At 63.9% G+C, this 15,626-nt stretch carries 14 protein-coding genes and 5 pseudogenes; 3 read left to right on the forward strand and 16 right to left on the reverse strand.

Annotated elements, in window-relative coordinates; all coding sequences use genetic code 11:
• Positions 1–220: 220 nt before the first annotated feature.
• From ACCQ03_RS10105 to ACCQ03_RS10120, 4 genes and pseudogenes are all read right to left on the reverse strand, one after another.
• Positions 221–307, reverse strand: a pseudogene (locus ACCQ03_RS10105) (acyl-CoA dehydrogenase family protein); the annotation flags it as partial.
• A 51-nt stretch (positions 308–358) separates the two neighbouring features.
• A complete protein-coding gene (locus ACCQ03_RS10110) occupies positions 359–502 on the reverse strand; it encodes an acyl-CoA dehydrogenase family protein (protein WP_150147597.1) in 144 nt (47 codons plus the stop codon).
• Positions 499–585, reverse strand: a pseudogene (locus ACCQ03_RS10115) (acyl-CoA dehydrogenase family protein); the annotation flags it as partial. The gene ACCQ03_RS10110 and the pseudogene ACCQ03_RS10115, both read right to left, overlap by 4 nt.
• A gap of 53 nt (positions 586–638) precedes the next feature.
• Entirely contained in the window at positions 639–1,820 is a 1,182-nt protein-coding gene (locus ACCQ03_RS10120; RefSeq protein ID WP_057677694.1) for an acyl-CoA dehydrogenase family protein, read from the reverse strand.
• A gap of 88 nt (positions 1,821–1,908) precedes the next feature.
• Between ACCQ03_RS10120 and ACCQ03_RS10125 the strand changes: the two genes are divergently transcribed.
• The 3 genes from ACCQ03_RS10125 to metH all read left to right on the forward strand — a co-directional run bounded on the left by ACCQ03_RS10125 (position 1,909) and on the right by metH (position 7,101).
• On the forward strand, positions 1,909–2,904 hold the full coding sequence (locus ACCQ03_RS10125; protein WP_057685053.1) for an ArsR/SmtB family transcription factor: 996 nt from the start codon (positions 1,909–1,911) through the stop codon (positions 2,902–2,904).
• Entirely contained in the window at positions 2,901–4,031 is a 1,131-nt protein-coding gene (locus ACCQ03_RS10130) for a homocysteine S-methyltransferase family protein (RefSeq protein WP_150145784.1), read from the forward strand. The genes ACCQ03_RS10125 and ACCQ03_RS10130 overlap by 4 nt, the downstream gene beginning before the upstream one ends.
• A 316-nt stretch (positions 4,032–4,347) precedes the next feature.
• Positions 4,348–7,101 (forward strand): methionine synthase, encoded by a 2,754-nt coding sequence (gene metH / locus ACCQ03_RS10135; RefSeq protein ID WP_209226472.1) that lies wholly within the window; start codon positions 4,348–4,350, stop codon positions 7,099–7,101.
• Positions 7,102–7,241: 140 nt separating this feature from the next.
• On the opposite strand, the gene ACCQ03_RS10140 is transcribed toward metH, so the two are convergent.
• From ACCQ03_RS10140 to ACCQ03_RS10195, 12 genes and pseudogenes are all read right to left on the reverse strand, one after another.
• Positions 7,242–8,447, reverse strand: coding sequence for an AGE family epimerase/isomerase (locus tag ACCQ03_RS10140; protein ID WP_209226474.1), 1,206 nt, complete (start codon positions 8,445–8,447; stop codon positions 7,242–7,244).
• Positions 8,444–9,430, reverse strand: coding sequence for a carbohydrate kinase family protein (locus tag ACCQ03_RS10145; RefSeq protein WP_209226476.1), 987 nt, complete (start codon positions 9,428–9,430; stop codon positions 8,444–8,446). Before ACCQ03_RS10145 ends, ACCQ03_RS10140 begins: the two co-directional genes overlap by 4 nt.
• Positions 9,427–10,737, reverse strand: coding sequence for an L-fucose:H+ symporter permease (fucP, locus tag ACCQ03_RS10150; RefSeq protein ID WP_033474070.1), 1,311 nt, complete (start codon positions 10,735–10,737; stop codon positions 9,427–9,429). The genes ACCQ03_RS10145 and fucP overlap by 4 nt, the downstream gene beginning before the upstream one ends.
• A 13-nt stretch (positions 10,738–10,750) precedes the next feature.
• Positions 10,751–11,926 (reverse strand): LacI family DNA-binding transcriptional regulator, encoded by a 1,176-nt coding sequence (locus ACCQ03_RS10155; RefSeq protein WP_209226679.1) that lies wholly within the window; start codon positions 11,924–11,926, stop codon positions 10,751–10,753.
• A gap of 136 nt (positions 11,927–12,062) precedes the next feature.
• On the reverse strand, positions 12,063–12,908 hold the full coding sequence (locus ACCQ03_RS10160; RefSeq protein WP_209226479.1) for a transporter: 846 nt from the start codon (positions 12,906–12,908) through the stop codon (positions 12,063–12,065).
• A gap of 47 nt (positions 12,909–12,955) precedes the next feature.
• A pseudogene (locus ACCQ03_RS10165) lies at positions 12,956–13,143 on the reverse strand (hypothetical protein).
• 91 nt (positions 13,144–13,234) lie between these two features.
• Positions 13,235–13,969, reverse strand: coding sequence for a DUF2058 domain-containing protein (locus tag ACCQ03_RS10170; protein ID WP_335338808.1), 735 nt, complete (start codon positions 13,967–13,969; stop codon positions 13,235–13,237).
• A gap of 18 nt (positions 13,970–13,987) precedes the next feature.
• Complete coding sequence (locus tag ACCQ03_RS10175) at positions 13,988–14,224, reverse strand: SlyX family protein (RefSeq protein ID WP_209226684.1); 237 nt, start codon at positions 14,222–14,224, stop codon at positions 13,988–13,990.
• A pseudogene (locus ACCQ03_RS10180) lies at positions 14,217–14,438 on the reverse strand (UDP binding domain-containing protein); the annotation flags it as partial. The gene ACCQ03_RS10175 and the pseudogene ACCQ03_RS10180, both read right to left, overlap by 8 nt.
• Before the next feature lie 59 nt (positions 14,439–14,497).
• Positions 14,498–14,566: pseudogene (locus ACCQ03_RS10185) on the reverse strand (hypothetical protein); the annotation flags it as partial.
• A 25-nt stretch (positions 14,567–14,591) separates the two neighbouring features.
• A complete protein-coding gene (locus ACCQ03_RS10190) occupies positions 14,592–15,515 on the reverse strand; it encodes an FKBP-type peptidyl-prolyl cis-trans isomerase (protein WP_228507876.1) in 924 nt (307 codons plus the stop codon).
• Complete coding sequence (locus tag ACCQ03_RS10195) at positions 15,433–15,618, reverse strand: hypothetical protein (RefSeq protein ID WP_244664084.1); 186 nt, start codon at positions 15,616–15,618, stop codon at positions 15,433–15,435. The genes ACCQ03_RS10190 and ACCQ03_RS10195 overlap by 83 nt, the downstream gene beginning before the upstream one ends.
• Positions 15,619–15,626: the final 8 nt, after the last annotated feature.

A 15,626-nucleotide genomic window follows, 5' to 3' on the forward strand; every position in this document is an offset into this window, starting at 1 on the left:
GGTGCAGGAGCATGCCTGCGCGCGATGTGGACTGATCGACAACGCTTCGTCGCACGCGGGCACGCTCCTACCAAGCGATACCTGGCGATCGAGTACACACCGACGCCGGAGCGGTCACCACGGATTTCGGGAGCACCTTTGTGGATCTGGGCGATCGTGGCATCGCGGAGAGCGCTCCAGCGTTGCCACGTGTAGCGGCAGCGCTGGAGTGCGGTCGACCTCAGCGCAGGCCGGTCTCGCCGCGCGCAATCACCAGGCGTTGGATTTCCGAGGTGCCCTCGTAGATTTCGGTAATTTTGGCATCGCGGAGAGCGCTCCAGCGTTGCCGCGTAGCGGCAGCGCTGGAGCGCGGTCGACCTCAGCGCAGGCCGGTCTCGCCGCGCGCGATCACCAAGCGCTGGATCTCCGAGGTGCCCTCGTAGATTTCGGTGATCTTGGCGTCGCGGAGAGCGCTCCAGCGTTGCCGCGCGTAGCGGCAGCGCTGGAGCGCGGTCGACCTCAGCGCAGGCCGGTCTCGCCACGCGCGATCACCAGGCGCTGGATTTCCGAGGTGCCCTCGTAGATTTCGGTGATCTTGGCGTCGCGGAGAGCGCTCCAGCGTTGCCGCGCGTAGCGTCAGCGCTGGAGCGCGGTCGACCTCAGCGCAGGCCGGTCTCGCCGCGCGCGATCACCAGGCGCTGGATCTCCGAGGTGCCCTCGTAGATTTCGGTGATCTTGGCGTCGCGGAAGTAGCGCTCCAGCGGCATTTCTTTCGAATACCCCATGCCGCCATGAATTTGCACGGCCTGATGGGTGATCCACATCGCCGCCTCGGATGCGGTTAGCTTGGCCACGGCCGCTTCGGTACCGAACTTCTGCCCCTGCCCTTTCAACCACGCCGCGCGCAACGTCAGCAGCAGCGCTGCATCCAGCTTGCACTTCATGTCGGCGATCTTGGCCTGGGTCATCTGGAACGTGCCGATGGCCGCGCCAAATGCCTTGCGTTCCTTCACGTAGGCCAGCGTGGCCTCATACGCCGCGCGTGCAATCCCGACCGCCTGCGACGCAATGCCGATGCGCCCGGCATCCAGCACGCTCATCGCAGTCTTGAAGCCCTCGCCTTCTACGCCCAGCACGTCGTCGGGCTGCGCAACGTAATCGGCAAACTCGATTTCGCAAGTGGCCGAGGCGCGGATGCCGAGCTTGGGTTCGGTCTTGCCGCGGTGAAAACCGGCGCGGTCGGTGTCGACCATGAAGGCGGTGATGCCGCGCGAGCCCTTGTCCGGCTCGGTTACCGCAAATAAAACGATGTACTTGGCGACCGGGCCGGAGGTGATCCAGCTCTTCTTGCCATTGATGACGAAGCTGCCATCGGCCTGCTTGACCGCGCGGCAGCGCATTGCCGAGGCATCCGAGCCGGACTGCGGCTCGGTCAGCGCGAAGGCACCGATGTGGGTGCCTTCGGCAATCGCGCGCACATAGAGCTGCTTCTGCGCTTCGCTGCCGTTCTTCAAAATGCCGGTGCAAAACAGCGAATTGTTGACCGAGACGATGGTGGAATGCGCGCCGTCGGCCGCGGCGATTTCGATCATCGCCAACGCGTAACTGATCGGGTCCATGCCGGCGCCGCCGCAGTCGACCGGCACCTCGATGCCCATCAGGCCGTTTTCGCCCAGCAGGCGGATATTTTCCAGCGGGAACTCGCCGCTACGGTCGAAGTGCTCGGCGCTGGGCGCGATCTTTTCCTGGGCGATGCGGCGCGCCACATCCTGGATCATCAATTGTTCTTCGGTAAAGCTGAAATCCACGTCGCACCCCTTCAGGCCTGAGCTGAGCCCCATTGTAGCGCCAACCATTCGCATGCGTATGTAGTTGACCGCACCTGCCGCCGGACCGAAAATATCTCCATATCGCGATATAGAGATATTCATGGATCTGGAAGACTGGTCGGCCCGCCTGAAGGTGTTTGCCGACGCCACCCGAGTGCGCCTGCTGGCCTTGCTGGAGCAGGAAGAACTCACCGTGGCCGAGCTGTCGGCCATCACCCGCCTGGCGCAGCCGCGGGTGTCCACGCACCTGGCCAAACTCAAGGAAGCCGGGCTGGTCCGCGACCGCCGCGCCGGGGTGTCGGCGTATTACCGCTTCGACGAAGTGTCGCTGGACCCGGCCCAGCGGGCGCTCTGGCTGGCGCTGAGCACAGGCAGCGACGATCCGTTATTGCGCCAGGATGCCGAGCGCGTGGCCGCCGTGCTGGCCAACCGTGCCGCGGACCAGAACTGGGCCGATTCGGTGGCTGGCGACATGGAACGGCATTACTCGCCCGGACGCACCTGGGAAGCGCTGGCGCGCACCGCCCTGCCCCTGCTGGAAACCGGCGACGTACTCGATATCGCTTCCGGCGACGGCGTGCTGGCCGAGCTGGTGGCACCGCATGCCACCCGCTACATCTGCATCGACACCAGCGCGCGCGTGGTTGCGGCCGCCAGCGAGCGCCTGCGCAAACTCCGCAATGTGGAAGTGCGCGAAGGCGACATGCATGCGCTGCCATTCCCCGATGCCAGCTTCGACCTGGTGGTGCTGATGCATGCGCTGACCTATGCGGCCAAACCGGCGCAGGCGGTGGCCGAATCGGCGCGCGTGCTGCGCCCGGGCGGCCGCCTGCTGCTGTGCAGCCTGGCCAAGCACGAACACCGCGCCGCGGTGCATGCGTACGGTCACGTCAATCTGGGGTTTGCTGCCAAGGAGTTGCGCAAGTTCGTCGAAAAAGCCGGGCTGGACGTGTCCAGCCTGGAGACGGTGACGCGCGAAAAACGACCGCCGCATTTCGAGGTGATCTCGCTGATTGCGGTGAAGCCGGGAATTGGGAGTCGGGAATCGGGAATCGTCGAAAGCAGCACCACTGCCTCACGGAGCATCGCATCATGACGCCTGCAGCACTCCACTCCCCCCTTGTGCACGCGCTGCCCTGGTTGCACCCCGAGCGCGCGGCCAAGCTAACTGCCGCGTTGCGCGAGCGCATCCTCATCATCGATGGGGCGATGGGCACCATGATCCAGCGCCACAACCTGCAGGAACCGGATTACCGCGGCACCCGTTTTGCCGACGGCTACGACAGTGCGCACGTGCACGCGCCCGGTTGCGACCACGCACACGTACCGCAGGGCCACGACTTGAAGGGCAACAACGATCTGCTGCTGCTGACCCGGCCGCAGATCATTGCCGGCATTCATCGCGCCTATCTGGATGCAGGTGCCGATCTGCTGGAAACCAATACCTTCAACGCCACGTCGGTGAGCCAGGCCGACTATCACCTGGAACATCTGGTCTACGAGTTGAACAAGGCCGGCGCACAGGTCGCCCGCGCCTGTTGCGACGAAGTGGAGGCGTTGACCCCGCACAAACCGCGCTTTGTGATCGGCGTGCTCGGCCCCACCAGCCGTACCGCCTCCATCAGCCCGGACGTCAACGATCCCGGCTACCGCAACACCAGTTTCGACGCGCTGCGCGAAACCTATCGCGAAGCGATCGAAGGCTTGATCGATGGCGGCGCCGATACCCTGATGGTGGAAACCATCTTCGACACGCTCAATGCCAAGGCCGCGTTGTATGCGATCGAAGAGGTCTTCGAAGCGCGCGGCGGGCGTTTGCCGGTGATGGTCTCCGGCACCATTACCGACGCATCCGGTCGCACCTTGTCCGGACAGACCGCCGAAGCGTTTTATGCCTCCGTCGCGCACGGCCGGCCGTTGTCGATCGGCCTGAATTGCGCGCTCGGCGCCAAGGAGTTGCGCCCGCACGTGGAAACGTTGGCGCAGATCGCCGACGCCTATGTCAGCGCACATCCGAACGCCGGTTTGCCGAATGCCTTCGGCGAATACGACGAGACGCCGGAAGAAATGGCGGCCACGCTACGCGAATTCGCACAGGCCGGCCTGCTCAACCTGGTCGGCGGCTGCTGCGGTACCTCGCCCGACCATATCCGCGCCATCGCCGAAGCGGTCGCCGATCTTCCACCGCGCCAATTGCCCGGCACGCAGGAGTTGGCGGCGTGATGCGGCAAGTGAGCCCTCATCCGCCCTTCGGGCACCTTCTCCCGCTGGCGGGAGAAGGACAGCGCAGCGCTTGGGCTGCCACGAGGAAGCGCCATGCGCAGTACACACCCTGTCCTTCGCTGGAGGGAGAAGGGATCCGCATTGCTCGGCTTGCCACAAGGATGCTCCGTGCGCAGCGCACTGCCCTTCTCCCGCCTTCGGGAGAAGGTGGCGCGCAGCGCCGGATGAGGGCCGCATTCCATCGCGCCGCATCGTTCGGCCATGCGCACCACCCCACCAAGACCGTCCGCGCCGTCACCGTCCAGCAGAGCCTTGCATGAGCACTCCCCGCTACACCCGCCTGTCCGGCCTTGAGCCGCTGGTCATTACGCCAGACCTGTTGTTCGTCAACGTCGGCGAGCGCACCAACGTCACCGGCAGCGCGCAGTTCCGCAAGCTGATCAAGGAGGAGCGCTACGAGGAAGCAGTGGAGGTCGCGCGTCAGCAGGTGGACAGCGGTGCGCAGATCCTCGACGTCAACATGGACGAAGGCCTGATCGATTCGGAGAAGGCGATGACGCGCTTTCTCAACCTGATCATGTCCGAGCCGGATATCGCGCGCATTCCGGTGATGGTGGATTCGTCCAAGTGGAGCGTCATCGAAGCGGGATTGAAGTGCCTGCAAGGCAAGAGCGTGGTCAACTCCATTTCGCTCAAGGAAGGCGAGCCAGTGTTCATCGAACACGCCCGCAAGGTGTTGCGCTACGGTGCCGCAGCGGTAGTGATGGCCTTCGACGAACAAGGCCAGGCCGACACCTGTGCGCGCAAGGTCGAGATCTGCACGCGCGCCTACACGCTGCTGACCGAGCAGGTAGGCTTTCCGCCGGAAGACATCATCTTCGACCCAAACATCTTTGCCGTGGCCACCGGCATCGAAGAGCACGACAACTACGCGGTGGACTTTATCGAAGCCACCCGCATCATCAAGGACACGCTGCCGCACTGCCATGTCTCCGGCGGTGTTTCCAACGTCTCGTTCTCGTTCCGCGGCAACGAAACCGTGCGCCAGGCGATCCACTCGGTGTTCCTGCTCCATGCGATCAAGGCCGGCATGGACATGGGCATCGTCAACGCCAGCGGCATGCCGATCTACGACGAGCTGGATCCGGAACTGCGCGAACGCGTGGAGGACGTGATCCTCAACCGACGCCGCGACGGCACCGAACGCCTGCTGGAAATCGCCGAGCGCTACAAGGGCACCAAGGGGGCGGCGAAAGTCGAAGACCTGGCCTGGCGCGACAAGCCGGTGCGCGCGCGCCTGGCGCATGCGCTGGTGCACGGCATCGACGCATTCGTGGAAACCGACACCGAAGAAGCGCGCCAGCATTCCACACGCCCTCTGGAAGTGATCGAAGGCCCGCTGATGGACGGCATGAACGTGGTGGGCGATTTGTTCGGCGCCGGCAAGATGTTTTTGCCGCAGGTGGTCAAGTCCGCGCGCGTGATGAAAAAGGCGGTGGCCTATCTGCTGCCCTTCATCGAAGCGGAAAAACTGCGCACCGGCGATGTCGGCAAGTCCAACGGCAAGATCATCATGGCCACCGTCAAAGGCGACGTGCACGACATCGGCAAGAACATCGTCGGCGTGGTGTTGGCCTGCAACAACTTCGATGTGGTGGATCTGGGCGTGATGGTCTCGGCGCAGGTGATCCTGGATCGCGCACGCGAAGAAAACGCGGATCTGATCGGGCTGTCCGGCCTCATCACGCCATCTCTGGAAGAAATGTCGCACGTGGCGCGCGAGATGCAGCGGCAGGGCTTCGAGATTCCGTTGTTGATCGGCGGCGCAACGACCTCGCGCGCGCACACCGCGCTGAAGATCGACCCGCACTACAGCGCACCCACCGTGTGGGTGAAGGACGCCTCGCGTGCCGTGGGCGTGGCGCAATCGTTGATCTCGCGCGACCTGCGCCAGGCCTTCGTCGCCGCCAACGATGCCGATTACGCGGAAATCCGTGCACGCCACCGTAACCGCGGCGATGCCAAGCGCCTGGTGTCGCTCGAAAAAGCCCGTGCGCAGCGCTTCGATGGCGATTGGGACACTTACACCCCACCGGCCCCACGCCAGCCAGGCATCCGCGTATTCGGCGACTACCCGTTGCAGGAGCTGATCGAACTCATCGACTGGACGCCGTTCTTCCAGGCATGGGAACTGGCCGGCAAGTTCCCTGCGATTCTCAGCGACGACATCGTCGGCACCCAGGCCAGCGAGCTGTATCGCGACGCGCGCCGCATGCTCAAGCGCATCGTCGAAGAGAAGTGGCTGACGGCCAAGGCCGTGTTCGGGCTGTGGCCGGCAAATAGCGTCGGAGATGATGTCGAGGTGGTCCTGACGGACCACCGGGATTCGGAAGTGGAGATTGGAGATTGGCAGCGGCAGAGCCAATCCCGAATTTCCACTCCCCAATCCCGGCAACTCCTGCACTTCTTGCGCCAACAAGTCGACAAGCCCATCGACCGCCCCGACTTCTGCCTGGCCGATTTCATCGCTCCAAAGAGCAGCGGCAAGCAGGACTGGATCGGCGCCTTCGCGGTGACCGCCGGCATCGGTATCGATGCACATGTGGCGCGCTTCGAACCCGCGCACGACGACTACAACTCCATCCTGCTCAAGGCGTTGGCCGACCGTCTGGCAGAGGCGCTGGCCGAACGCCTGCATCAACGCGTGCGCACCGAGTTCTGGGGCTATGTCCAGGACGAAGCACTGGACAACGAAGCCTTGATCGCCGAGCGCTATCGCGGCATACGCCCGGCGCCCGGCTACCCGGCCTGCCCCGAACACAGCGAAAAACGCACCTTGTTCGATCTGCTCGATGCCGAGCGCAACGCCGATATGTCGCTGACCGAAAGCTTCGCGATGCTGCCCACTGCCGCGGTCTGCGGTTATTACTTCAGCCACCCCAAGAGCCAGTACTTCGTGGTCGGGCGACTGGGCAAGGAACAGGTGGCCGATTACGCAAAGCGCAAGGGCATCACGCTGGCATTGGCCGAGCGTTGGCTGGCATCGAACCTGGATTACGACCCGGAGTAAGGGGCATCTGCAGACCGCAGATATCGTCGCAGCGCACCCGGGCGCGACGAGGCTTCACAGGTAAAAGGCCATCGCGCCCGGCTGCGCTCCTACCCGGCAACGCCACCGCATTGCGCGGTGGCGCTTGGATCGGGCCAGCATCAAGCAGCCGGCCGCAGCACGTTCAAGACTTCGTAGCACGCGCCCATGGTGTGGTAATCGGTCTTACCCGCCGGGCTTTTCTCATCGCTGTACTTGCGGTTGTCCGCATCCAGGATGCGATACCACGCGCCATACCGATGATCGACCATGTGCGCCCACGAATAGGCCCATAGCTTGTCGTACCACTGCCAGTAGCGATCGTCGCCACTGCGCTGCGCCAGCAACGCAGCGGCGGCCAACGACTCGGCCTGCACCCAGAAATACTTGTCGTCGTCGCAGACGTTGCCGTCAGGGTCGAACCCGTAATACAGCCCACCGCGCTGCGCGTCCCATGAGCGCGCTACTGCGACATCGAACAGATGCTGCGCAGTGGGCAGCAACCAATCGGCTGGCGCATAGCGATCCAGCAGCATCAGCAGCTTGGCCCATTCGGTCTGATGGCCGGGCTGAAAACCCCAGGGGCGGAACAGGTGCTTGGGATTGTCGCGGTTGTAATCCCAGTCGATATTCCACTGCAGGTCGTAATGCTCCCACACCAACCCATCGGCCTTGGCTGCCTGGCGAAGGGTCATGTTCTCCGCGAGCACCAGCGCGCGATCGAGATAACGCTGCTCGCCGCTGGCCTCGTACGCCGCAATCATCGCCTCGCACATATGCATGTTGGCGTTCTGGCCGCGGTAGCTGGTGAAATTGAACTGCGCGTCGGCCTCGTCGCGATACAGCCCGAACTGCGCGTCCCAGAAGTACTTTTCCAGCAGCTGCCAGGTCTCGTCCATCCACGCACGCGCCTCATCGACACCGGCCTTCAAACCACACGCATACGCCAGCAGCACGAAGGCCACGCCATAGCAGTGATTCATGTCGTCTTCGACCACGCCGTCGCGCAGCGTCCACGCATAACCACCGGTTTGCGGGTTGCGATGCACGTTGCGCAGATAATCCAGCCCGTGACGCACCGCCTGCAGGTACGCCGCATCGCCGAACTCGCGGTAGGCCATCGCGTAGTTGAAGACAAAGCGCGTACTGCTGACCAGGTGCCGATGCCCAGCGTCGTAGATCGAACCGTCATTGCGGAAATACTGGAAAAACCCGCCTGCCGGATCGATCGCGCGCGGATGGTAGAACGCCATGGTGTCGGCGATGTGCTGGCGCAAGACGTCAGCCAAACGGAAATCGGGTGCGGGTATTGCAGGCAAACGGCTCATGATTGTTCCTGGATCAAGGAATGGACTTCATCGATGCTCGGCATTGCCGCGAACGCGCCCTTGCGCGTCACCGCCAGCGCGCCGACCGCGGCAGCAAACCGAATCACCTCATTGACTGCCGCAGGATCGCCGCATAGCTGCTCCAGCGATGCAGCACGCGTTGCCAGCTGATACAGCAGCCCGCCGACGAACGCATCGCCAGCGGCGGTGCTATCGCGCACCTGCACCTGGAACGCCGGCACCTGGCCAGAATCGGTGCGTGTCTGCCAATGCACCGGCCCGCCGCCATCGGTGACCAGCAACCAACTGGCCTTGCCCTGCCACAGCTTTTGCGTGACCGCACTGGCATCGCTGTCGAGCGTTCCCGCCAGATACTCAAGTTCCTCGCGCGACAGCTTGACCACATCGGCCAACGCCAACGCCTCCCATAGCAGCGGCGCCGGGTTCACATCCTGCGGCCACAGCATCGGGCGCAGGTTGAGGTCCAGGCTGACGATGGCGCCATCGGCGCGCGCACGGCGCATGCCGTCGAGCGTGCACTGGGCAATCTCCGGCTCGGTCATGCTGTTGGAGCACACATGCAAGACCGCTGCCTGCTTAAACCCGTCCGCAGCGAAGTGCTCGGGACGGAACAACAAGTCCGCTGCCGGCGGACGGTAGAAACTGAAACTGCGCTCGCCGGCTTCGTCCAGCGCAACGAACGCCAACGCAGTCTTGGCCTGATCGGTGCGCACGATGCCGTCGGTCGCCACGCCGGATTGCTGCAGGCTTTGCAGCAGGAAATCGCCGAATATGTCGCGCCCGAGCATGCCGACAAAATGCGCAGCGCCCCCCAGGCGCGCCACCGCAACGGCGACATTGGCCGGCGCACCGCCGGCATATTGCGCGAAGGTACGCGCCTGGTCCGGTTGGGTCTGCGGTAATGCCAGCATGTCGATCAGCGCTTCGCCGAAACACACCACCTGATGCTTGGTCGCACTCATGCGCGTGCCTCCGCCAGTGCACCGCGCAACCGCGAGCCCCAGATACCGTAGAACACGATGTACAGGTAGCACAGCAACGGCAGCACGAACGACTCATGCAGGCCGATGCCATCGGCGAGCAACCCTTGCAGATACGGCACGATGGCGCCGCCGACGATGGCCATGATCAGCAGGCTCGACGCGCGCCCGGTCAGCGGACCAAGCCGCTCGATGCCCAAGGTGAAGATGGTCGGGAACATGATCGAATTGAACAGGCCGATCGCCACCAGTGCATACACCGCCAACATGCCGCCGCTGGCCATGGTCAGGCCCAGCAACAGCGCATTGATTGCCGCGAACACCGACAACAACACGCGCGGCGACAGCTTGGCCAGCAGCGCCGAGCCGATGAAGCGGCCGATCATCGCCAGCGTCCAGTAGGCCGACACATACTTGGTCGCCTCGCGCTCGGTGAACCCACCGATCTGCGGCAACGAGAAGTAGTTGACCATCAGGCTGCCGATCGCCACTTCTGCGCCCACATAGAAGAAGATCGCCAACACACCGAATCGCACATGCGGGTGTTGCAAGGCATCGAGCAAGGAATGCGTGCTGTCGTCTTTCTGTGCACTGGCGTCGGTCAGTGCCGGCAGACGGAACAAGAACACGAAAACCGCCAGCAAGAACAGCACGATACCCAGCCCGATGTACGGGCCTTGCACAGCCTGCGCTTCCTGCACGCGGTAAGCCAGTTGCTCGGCTTCCGGCAGGGCCTTCAGCTGGTCGCCGCTCATCACCGTGTTGGACAGGATCAACCAGCCGCCCAACAGTGGCGCGATGGCGGTGCCGAGCGAATTCAGTGCCTGGGCCAGGGTCAGGCGACTGGAGGCGCTGCGCTCGGGACCCAGCAAGGCGACGTAGGGATTGGCCGCCACCTGCAAGATGGTGATGCCGGTGGCCAGCACGAACAATGCGCCGAGAAATGCGCCGTATACGCGCAATTCCGCCGCCGGCCAGAAACCCAGCGCGCCGACCGCCGCCACCGCCAACCCCGCCACGATGCCCTGCTTATAGCCCAACCGATTCACCAGCCAACCAGCCGGCAGCGACATCAGGAAGTACGCGCCGAAGAAGGTGAACTGCACCAGCATCGCCTGCGCGAAGTTGAGCTCGAACACCGCCTTCAGGTGCGGAATCAGGATGTCGTTGAGGCAGGTCAGAAAGCCCCACATGAAAAAGATCGTGGTGACCACCGACAGCGCGACGCCGTTATTGACAGGCGCCTTGCTGCCGCTAGGCACGGAGGATTGCGTGGAAAGGGAAACCATAGGAGTTGCCTGGTCAGCGGCCTGAGGCCTTGGTGGGGGAATGGGCGGATGGACCGCTCGGGGGAGGTGATGACAGCTGCGTTGTCGGTCCGCAGGCGCTGCTCGCACGAATATTCAAGGCGACTGCAGCGGTCAGCTGTTGTGCGGCGAGCCCCGGGCTACCGATGCGTTGCAGTACCAGTTGCGCAGCCTGCCTGCCACGCGCACGCGGGTCTGCAGCCAGGGTGGTCAATGCAGGCGTGAACAGCGCCGCTTCGGCGATATCGTCGAAGCCGGTCACCGCAAAGTGGCGGCCAGGTACGATGCCGTGCTTGGCCAACGCCGCCATTAAACCGAGCGCAACGCTGTCGTTGTAGCAGACCGCTGCAGTCGCCGCGTGCGCCGCACTGCTCAGCAAGCGCGCCCCGCACACTGCTGCGTCCTGGCGGTTTGGGGCCGACTCGACGTAATGCGTTTGCAGGTCCGCCGCCTGCATCGCGCGCGCGTAACCGGCGCGACGCTGCCGGCAGGAACTGGATGCGGCATGACCACCGAAAAACACGATACGCCGATGACCTTGCGCGATCAGATGCGAGCAGGCCACGAACGCGCCTTGTGCGTTATCCAGCGCCAGCAGATCCCATTGCGCGCCTTCCACCTCGCGATTGAACAGCACCACGTTGCGTTGGCGGCCGAGCACCTGGGTCAGCGCCTGCGCCTGGCTGCCTTCGGCCGGCGACAGGATGATGCCCGCTGGCGTGTGCTCCATCAGCGAGGTCAGCACTGCTTGTTGACGCTGCGTCGATTCGCCGGTGCTACCGAGCAACGTGACATAACCGGCTGCGCCCAGCGCCTCGTCCACACCGGCGGCGAACTCGGCAAAAAACGGGTTGGACAAATCGTTGATGACCAGCGCGACGCTGGACGAGGTGCGTTGGCGCAGATTCGCCGCGGCGCGGTTGTAGACGTAGTTCTGCCGTTCCAATTCGGCCTCCACGCGCGCGCGCGTACTTGCATGCACAAGCGGGCTTCCGCGCAGCACCAGCGACACCGTTGCGCGCGAGACACCGATGGCGCTGGCGATATCGCGTAACGTCACCGCACCGCGCCGCACGCCCGGCGTATCGCCGTCCGCAGTCATCTCGGGTGTCGGCTTGGCTGGCGTCACGTGGCAAGCCTGGCGGAGGAACAAAGACGCATGCAATGGCATCAAATTGGATCGATCCAATTAGGCCTCTTCCGCGCAGCCAATGCATGCGGCAGTGCAACATAGACACTCGCACAGCCCTAGAGCCCGGAGCAGTACACCGACCGGCCAGCGCCCCGAACAGAGCGGTTCGCGCCACTCACTCAAACGCGATCGACAACCCGATGCCACCTTGCCAGTCCGGGCTTTCCGAGGTCAGTCCCCGCAACACCGACACATCCAGCTGCATCGCATGCGGCAGCTGCCAGGCGCCACCCGCGCCGGCCACGCGCGAATGCGCGCTGCCGGTATCTACGCCCGCTTCCACATAGCTGCTGAAATGGTCGCCGGAGAAAAACGTGTAATTGGGCGCGAAGGTCCAGGTGTGCCCGTCGTCATCGCGCGCGTAATTGACGTACAACGCGATGGCACGCTGCTGCGCCAGATCCCAGGATGCAGTCACGCCTAGTTCGCGCGAGTAGCCGTCGCTGAAGGCCGGGCTGCCAGTCGGGATGCTGTAGGTGCCCAACGCAGCCCAATGGAAGCTCGCCGAACGCGATGGCAAGGCCACCTTCAACCCGACACTGCTGTCGCCGCCGCCACGTACCCGCGCACCAGCGCCATGCTGCCAGTTGTAACTGTCGCTCCCGAGTTGCAGCTCTACATTCTGGAACAGCCCCAGACGCAGCAGCGTGTCGGCAGTGTATTGCGTCGTGCGCTGACCGGCGCTGCGATCGGTACTCGCATCCGGCAAGCCCTGCTCCCAGGCAAACGCATCTGGCTGCAACGCCTCCGCAGCGAATGGAATGCCCGGCCGGTCGAACGCCGGCGCATCGCCTGACTGCGCGCTGGCATGCCCGCTAGCGACACACAGCGCAAGCATCACCGCAGCTGACGCCGTTCGGCGCGGCGCCCGCACCGGCACGCGACTGCGGGCACGCATGTCGACAGCCGCCACGGCGTTGAATTTCAGGAATTTCGACGACAGGAACATATGCAGCACCATTGGCAGGACGGAGCAACCAGGCAAGGACGAAGGCACGGCAGAGGCCCTTAGCCTGCATCGACACGAACGGCGCGCATGGTGCCGCGCCGCCCGTGACCGGCTTGTATAGCGGCGCTCTGCACGCTGTCTTCCGTGCCAGCGGTCAGGGTGCCCCGAAGGCATTGCATGAAGCACCATGATCAAGCGACAACCTGCATTGAGCGCCCGACAATCCGATGTCCGCCATCTGGCTCACGCGGTGGCTGCGCGCTTATTGCCTGCGGAAAACGCAATGAAATGGGCACCGGTGGGCGCCCATGCACGACACACACCACCCATCGCGCGCCTTACCAGACCAGGTCGTCGGGCACCTGATACTTCGGATCAGCGTACGGGTCGTCGCCCGCTGGTGCGTTCGGGTCCACTTTCAAGGCGACCGATGGGGCGAACACCGCCTCGGCTTCGGCAAGCAGCTCGGCAGTCACCAGCAGATAGCGTCCGTTGAGTTGCAGCACGCCCAGCTCGCCGGCGTTGAGCGCCTTGAGCTGATCGGCGGTGACGTAAATGCGCTTGATCTTTCCGCCATACGGAAAATGCCGGGCGATATCCGCAGCGGCGTCATTCAAACCCTTGTCCTTCACCAACGCTTCGAGCTTGGCCTTGGCTTCGCGACGCAGGCGTGCTTCTTCCTGCTTCACTCGCTCGGCTTCGATGCGCTCGTCCTTCTCGCGCTGCGCACGGATCGCATAGGCCTTGGCCAGATCGATATCTTCGCGCGTGCGCGCCGGCTTGGGACCACGACGGTCTGCAGCGGAATGCGGTGGACGCGGCGCGGAACCGGGCTTGCCGTCGTGCCGACGCTCGGGCCTGCCAGCGGGCTTGCGCTCGCCATTGCCGTCGGTTGCCGCGGCGGCATGCGACCGCTGCGGGCCCCTGCCCTGGCCCGGCCGATTCCCCCCGGGTGCTGGCTTGCCAGCATTGCCATGTGCACGCGCTGCAGGCCGTGCATCGGGTTTGCGTTCGGGCTTGGGCGCGGACTTGAAGCCCAACCCAAGCAACTGGTCACGTAAGGTATCGCTCATGGCGGTGGCAATCTGCAATCAATAGTGCGGAGGCGGCGGTTCGTCCGCTGCATCGGCAAACAATGTGGAGCGCACCTTGCCCAGATCCTCGAGCAGGTGGCGAATCAGTTCGGCATTGCGTGCACCCGTCAAACGGGCGTCTGCAAGTGCTTCACTCAGTTCGTTGAGCGCCTGCTCCTGAAAGGAGAGGCGCGTTTCCAATTCGATCAACCGCGCTTCCAGCGCGCGGTCGTGCAGCGGGAATTGCTCATGCATATAGCGAACGGCCTCGTCCAATGGCGTAGTACGCCAGACCTGCGGCTTCGATCTCCTGCGGATCGTAAAGGTTGCGGCCGTCGAAGACGACATCGTCCTTCAAGGCCTGCTTGATCTTGCCGAAGTCCGGGCTGCGGAACTGCTTCCACTCGGTGACCACCACCAGTGCGTCGGCGCCTTCCAGGGCAGCGAAGGCATCGTCGCAGAAGGCCAGAACCCGCGATTGAGGGCATCAGGCTTGGCTTGATCGATATCCACGCAGACCACCTGATGCCCCACTTCCGCCAGGCAGGCACCGGTCACAAGACCCACGTAGCCGGTGCCGAAGATCGCAACGCGCATGGAATGGAATGCCTGCTGCGGAAGATCAGGGAAGGATGCCCATCAGTTCGACATCGAACGTCAACGTTGCGTCAGGTCCGATCGGCCCGCCCTGCGTGCCGTTCGGGCCATAGGCCAGGTTGGAAGGAATCCAGAAACGGTATTTCGACCCGACCGGCATCAACGCCACGCCCTCGGTCCAACCGGGAATGACTTGATCAAGACCGAACTCCGCCGGCTGGCCGCGCTGGTAGGAACTGTCGAAGACCTGCCCGTTGAGCAGCTTGCCTTCGTAGTTCACCCGCACCTTGCTGGTCCGCATCGGGCGCTCGCCGCTGCCCTGGCGCAACACCATGTACTGCAGGCCGGACGCGGTGGTGATCACGCCCTTCTCGGTCTTGTTCTTGGCAAGGAACTCATTGCCTTGCTTGCGATTGTTGGCAGCGGCGGCACCCTGCTTGGCAGAGGCGAATGCCTGCATGGTGGCGGCGGCTTCCTGCTGGGTCAGGCGCGTGGTGCCCTTGGCGAACACGGTACGCACCGCTTCCATCAGGATCGACAGATCGATCTCGTCCTTGATGCCGGCCAGCGACGGACCAACCGCACGATCGCCGAGCATCAGACCGACATTTTCCTTGGAAGGTGCAGCCGGTGCGGCGCCCGGCGCCATGCCTGGCACCTGCTGGCCGTTGCGGGCAGCAAGCGCGGTACGCAATGCGGTGTCGGTGGCCTGGGTCTGCTCATCCGACAACAGCGGCTTGCCGCCCTTGAATGCATTTTCGATGGCGCGTTGCATCGCGTTCACATCGATGTCCTGAGCAATCGGCTCGAACGAACGTGCCACGTCCATACCGATGGCGTAGCTGACGTTGTCGCGCGTGCTCTTATCAGACGATGCATTCAAAGCTGGCTTCTCCTTGGTGGCCGCTGCGGCCGGTTGCTGCGACATCGCCGGCATCGATGCCGCCATTGCCACCATCAGTAATGACGCCGCCGCGCCGCGCTTTCCCATCTTCATTCGATGCACTTCCCAAAAGTGAAAAGACACGCCACCGATGGCGCTGAATGTGCATTGTCGCAT

This window comes from Xanthomonas sp. NCPPB 3569, from assembly GCF_041475645.2.
Classification (GTDB): domain Bacteria; phylum Pseudomonadota; class Gammaproteobacteria; order Xanthomonadales; family Xanthomonadaceae; genus Xanthomonas; species Xanthomonas phaseoli.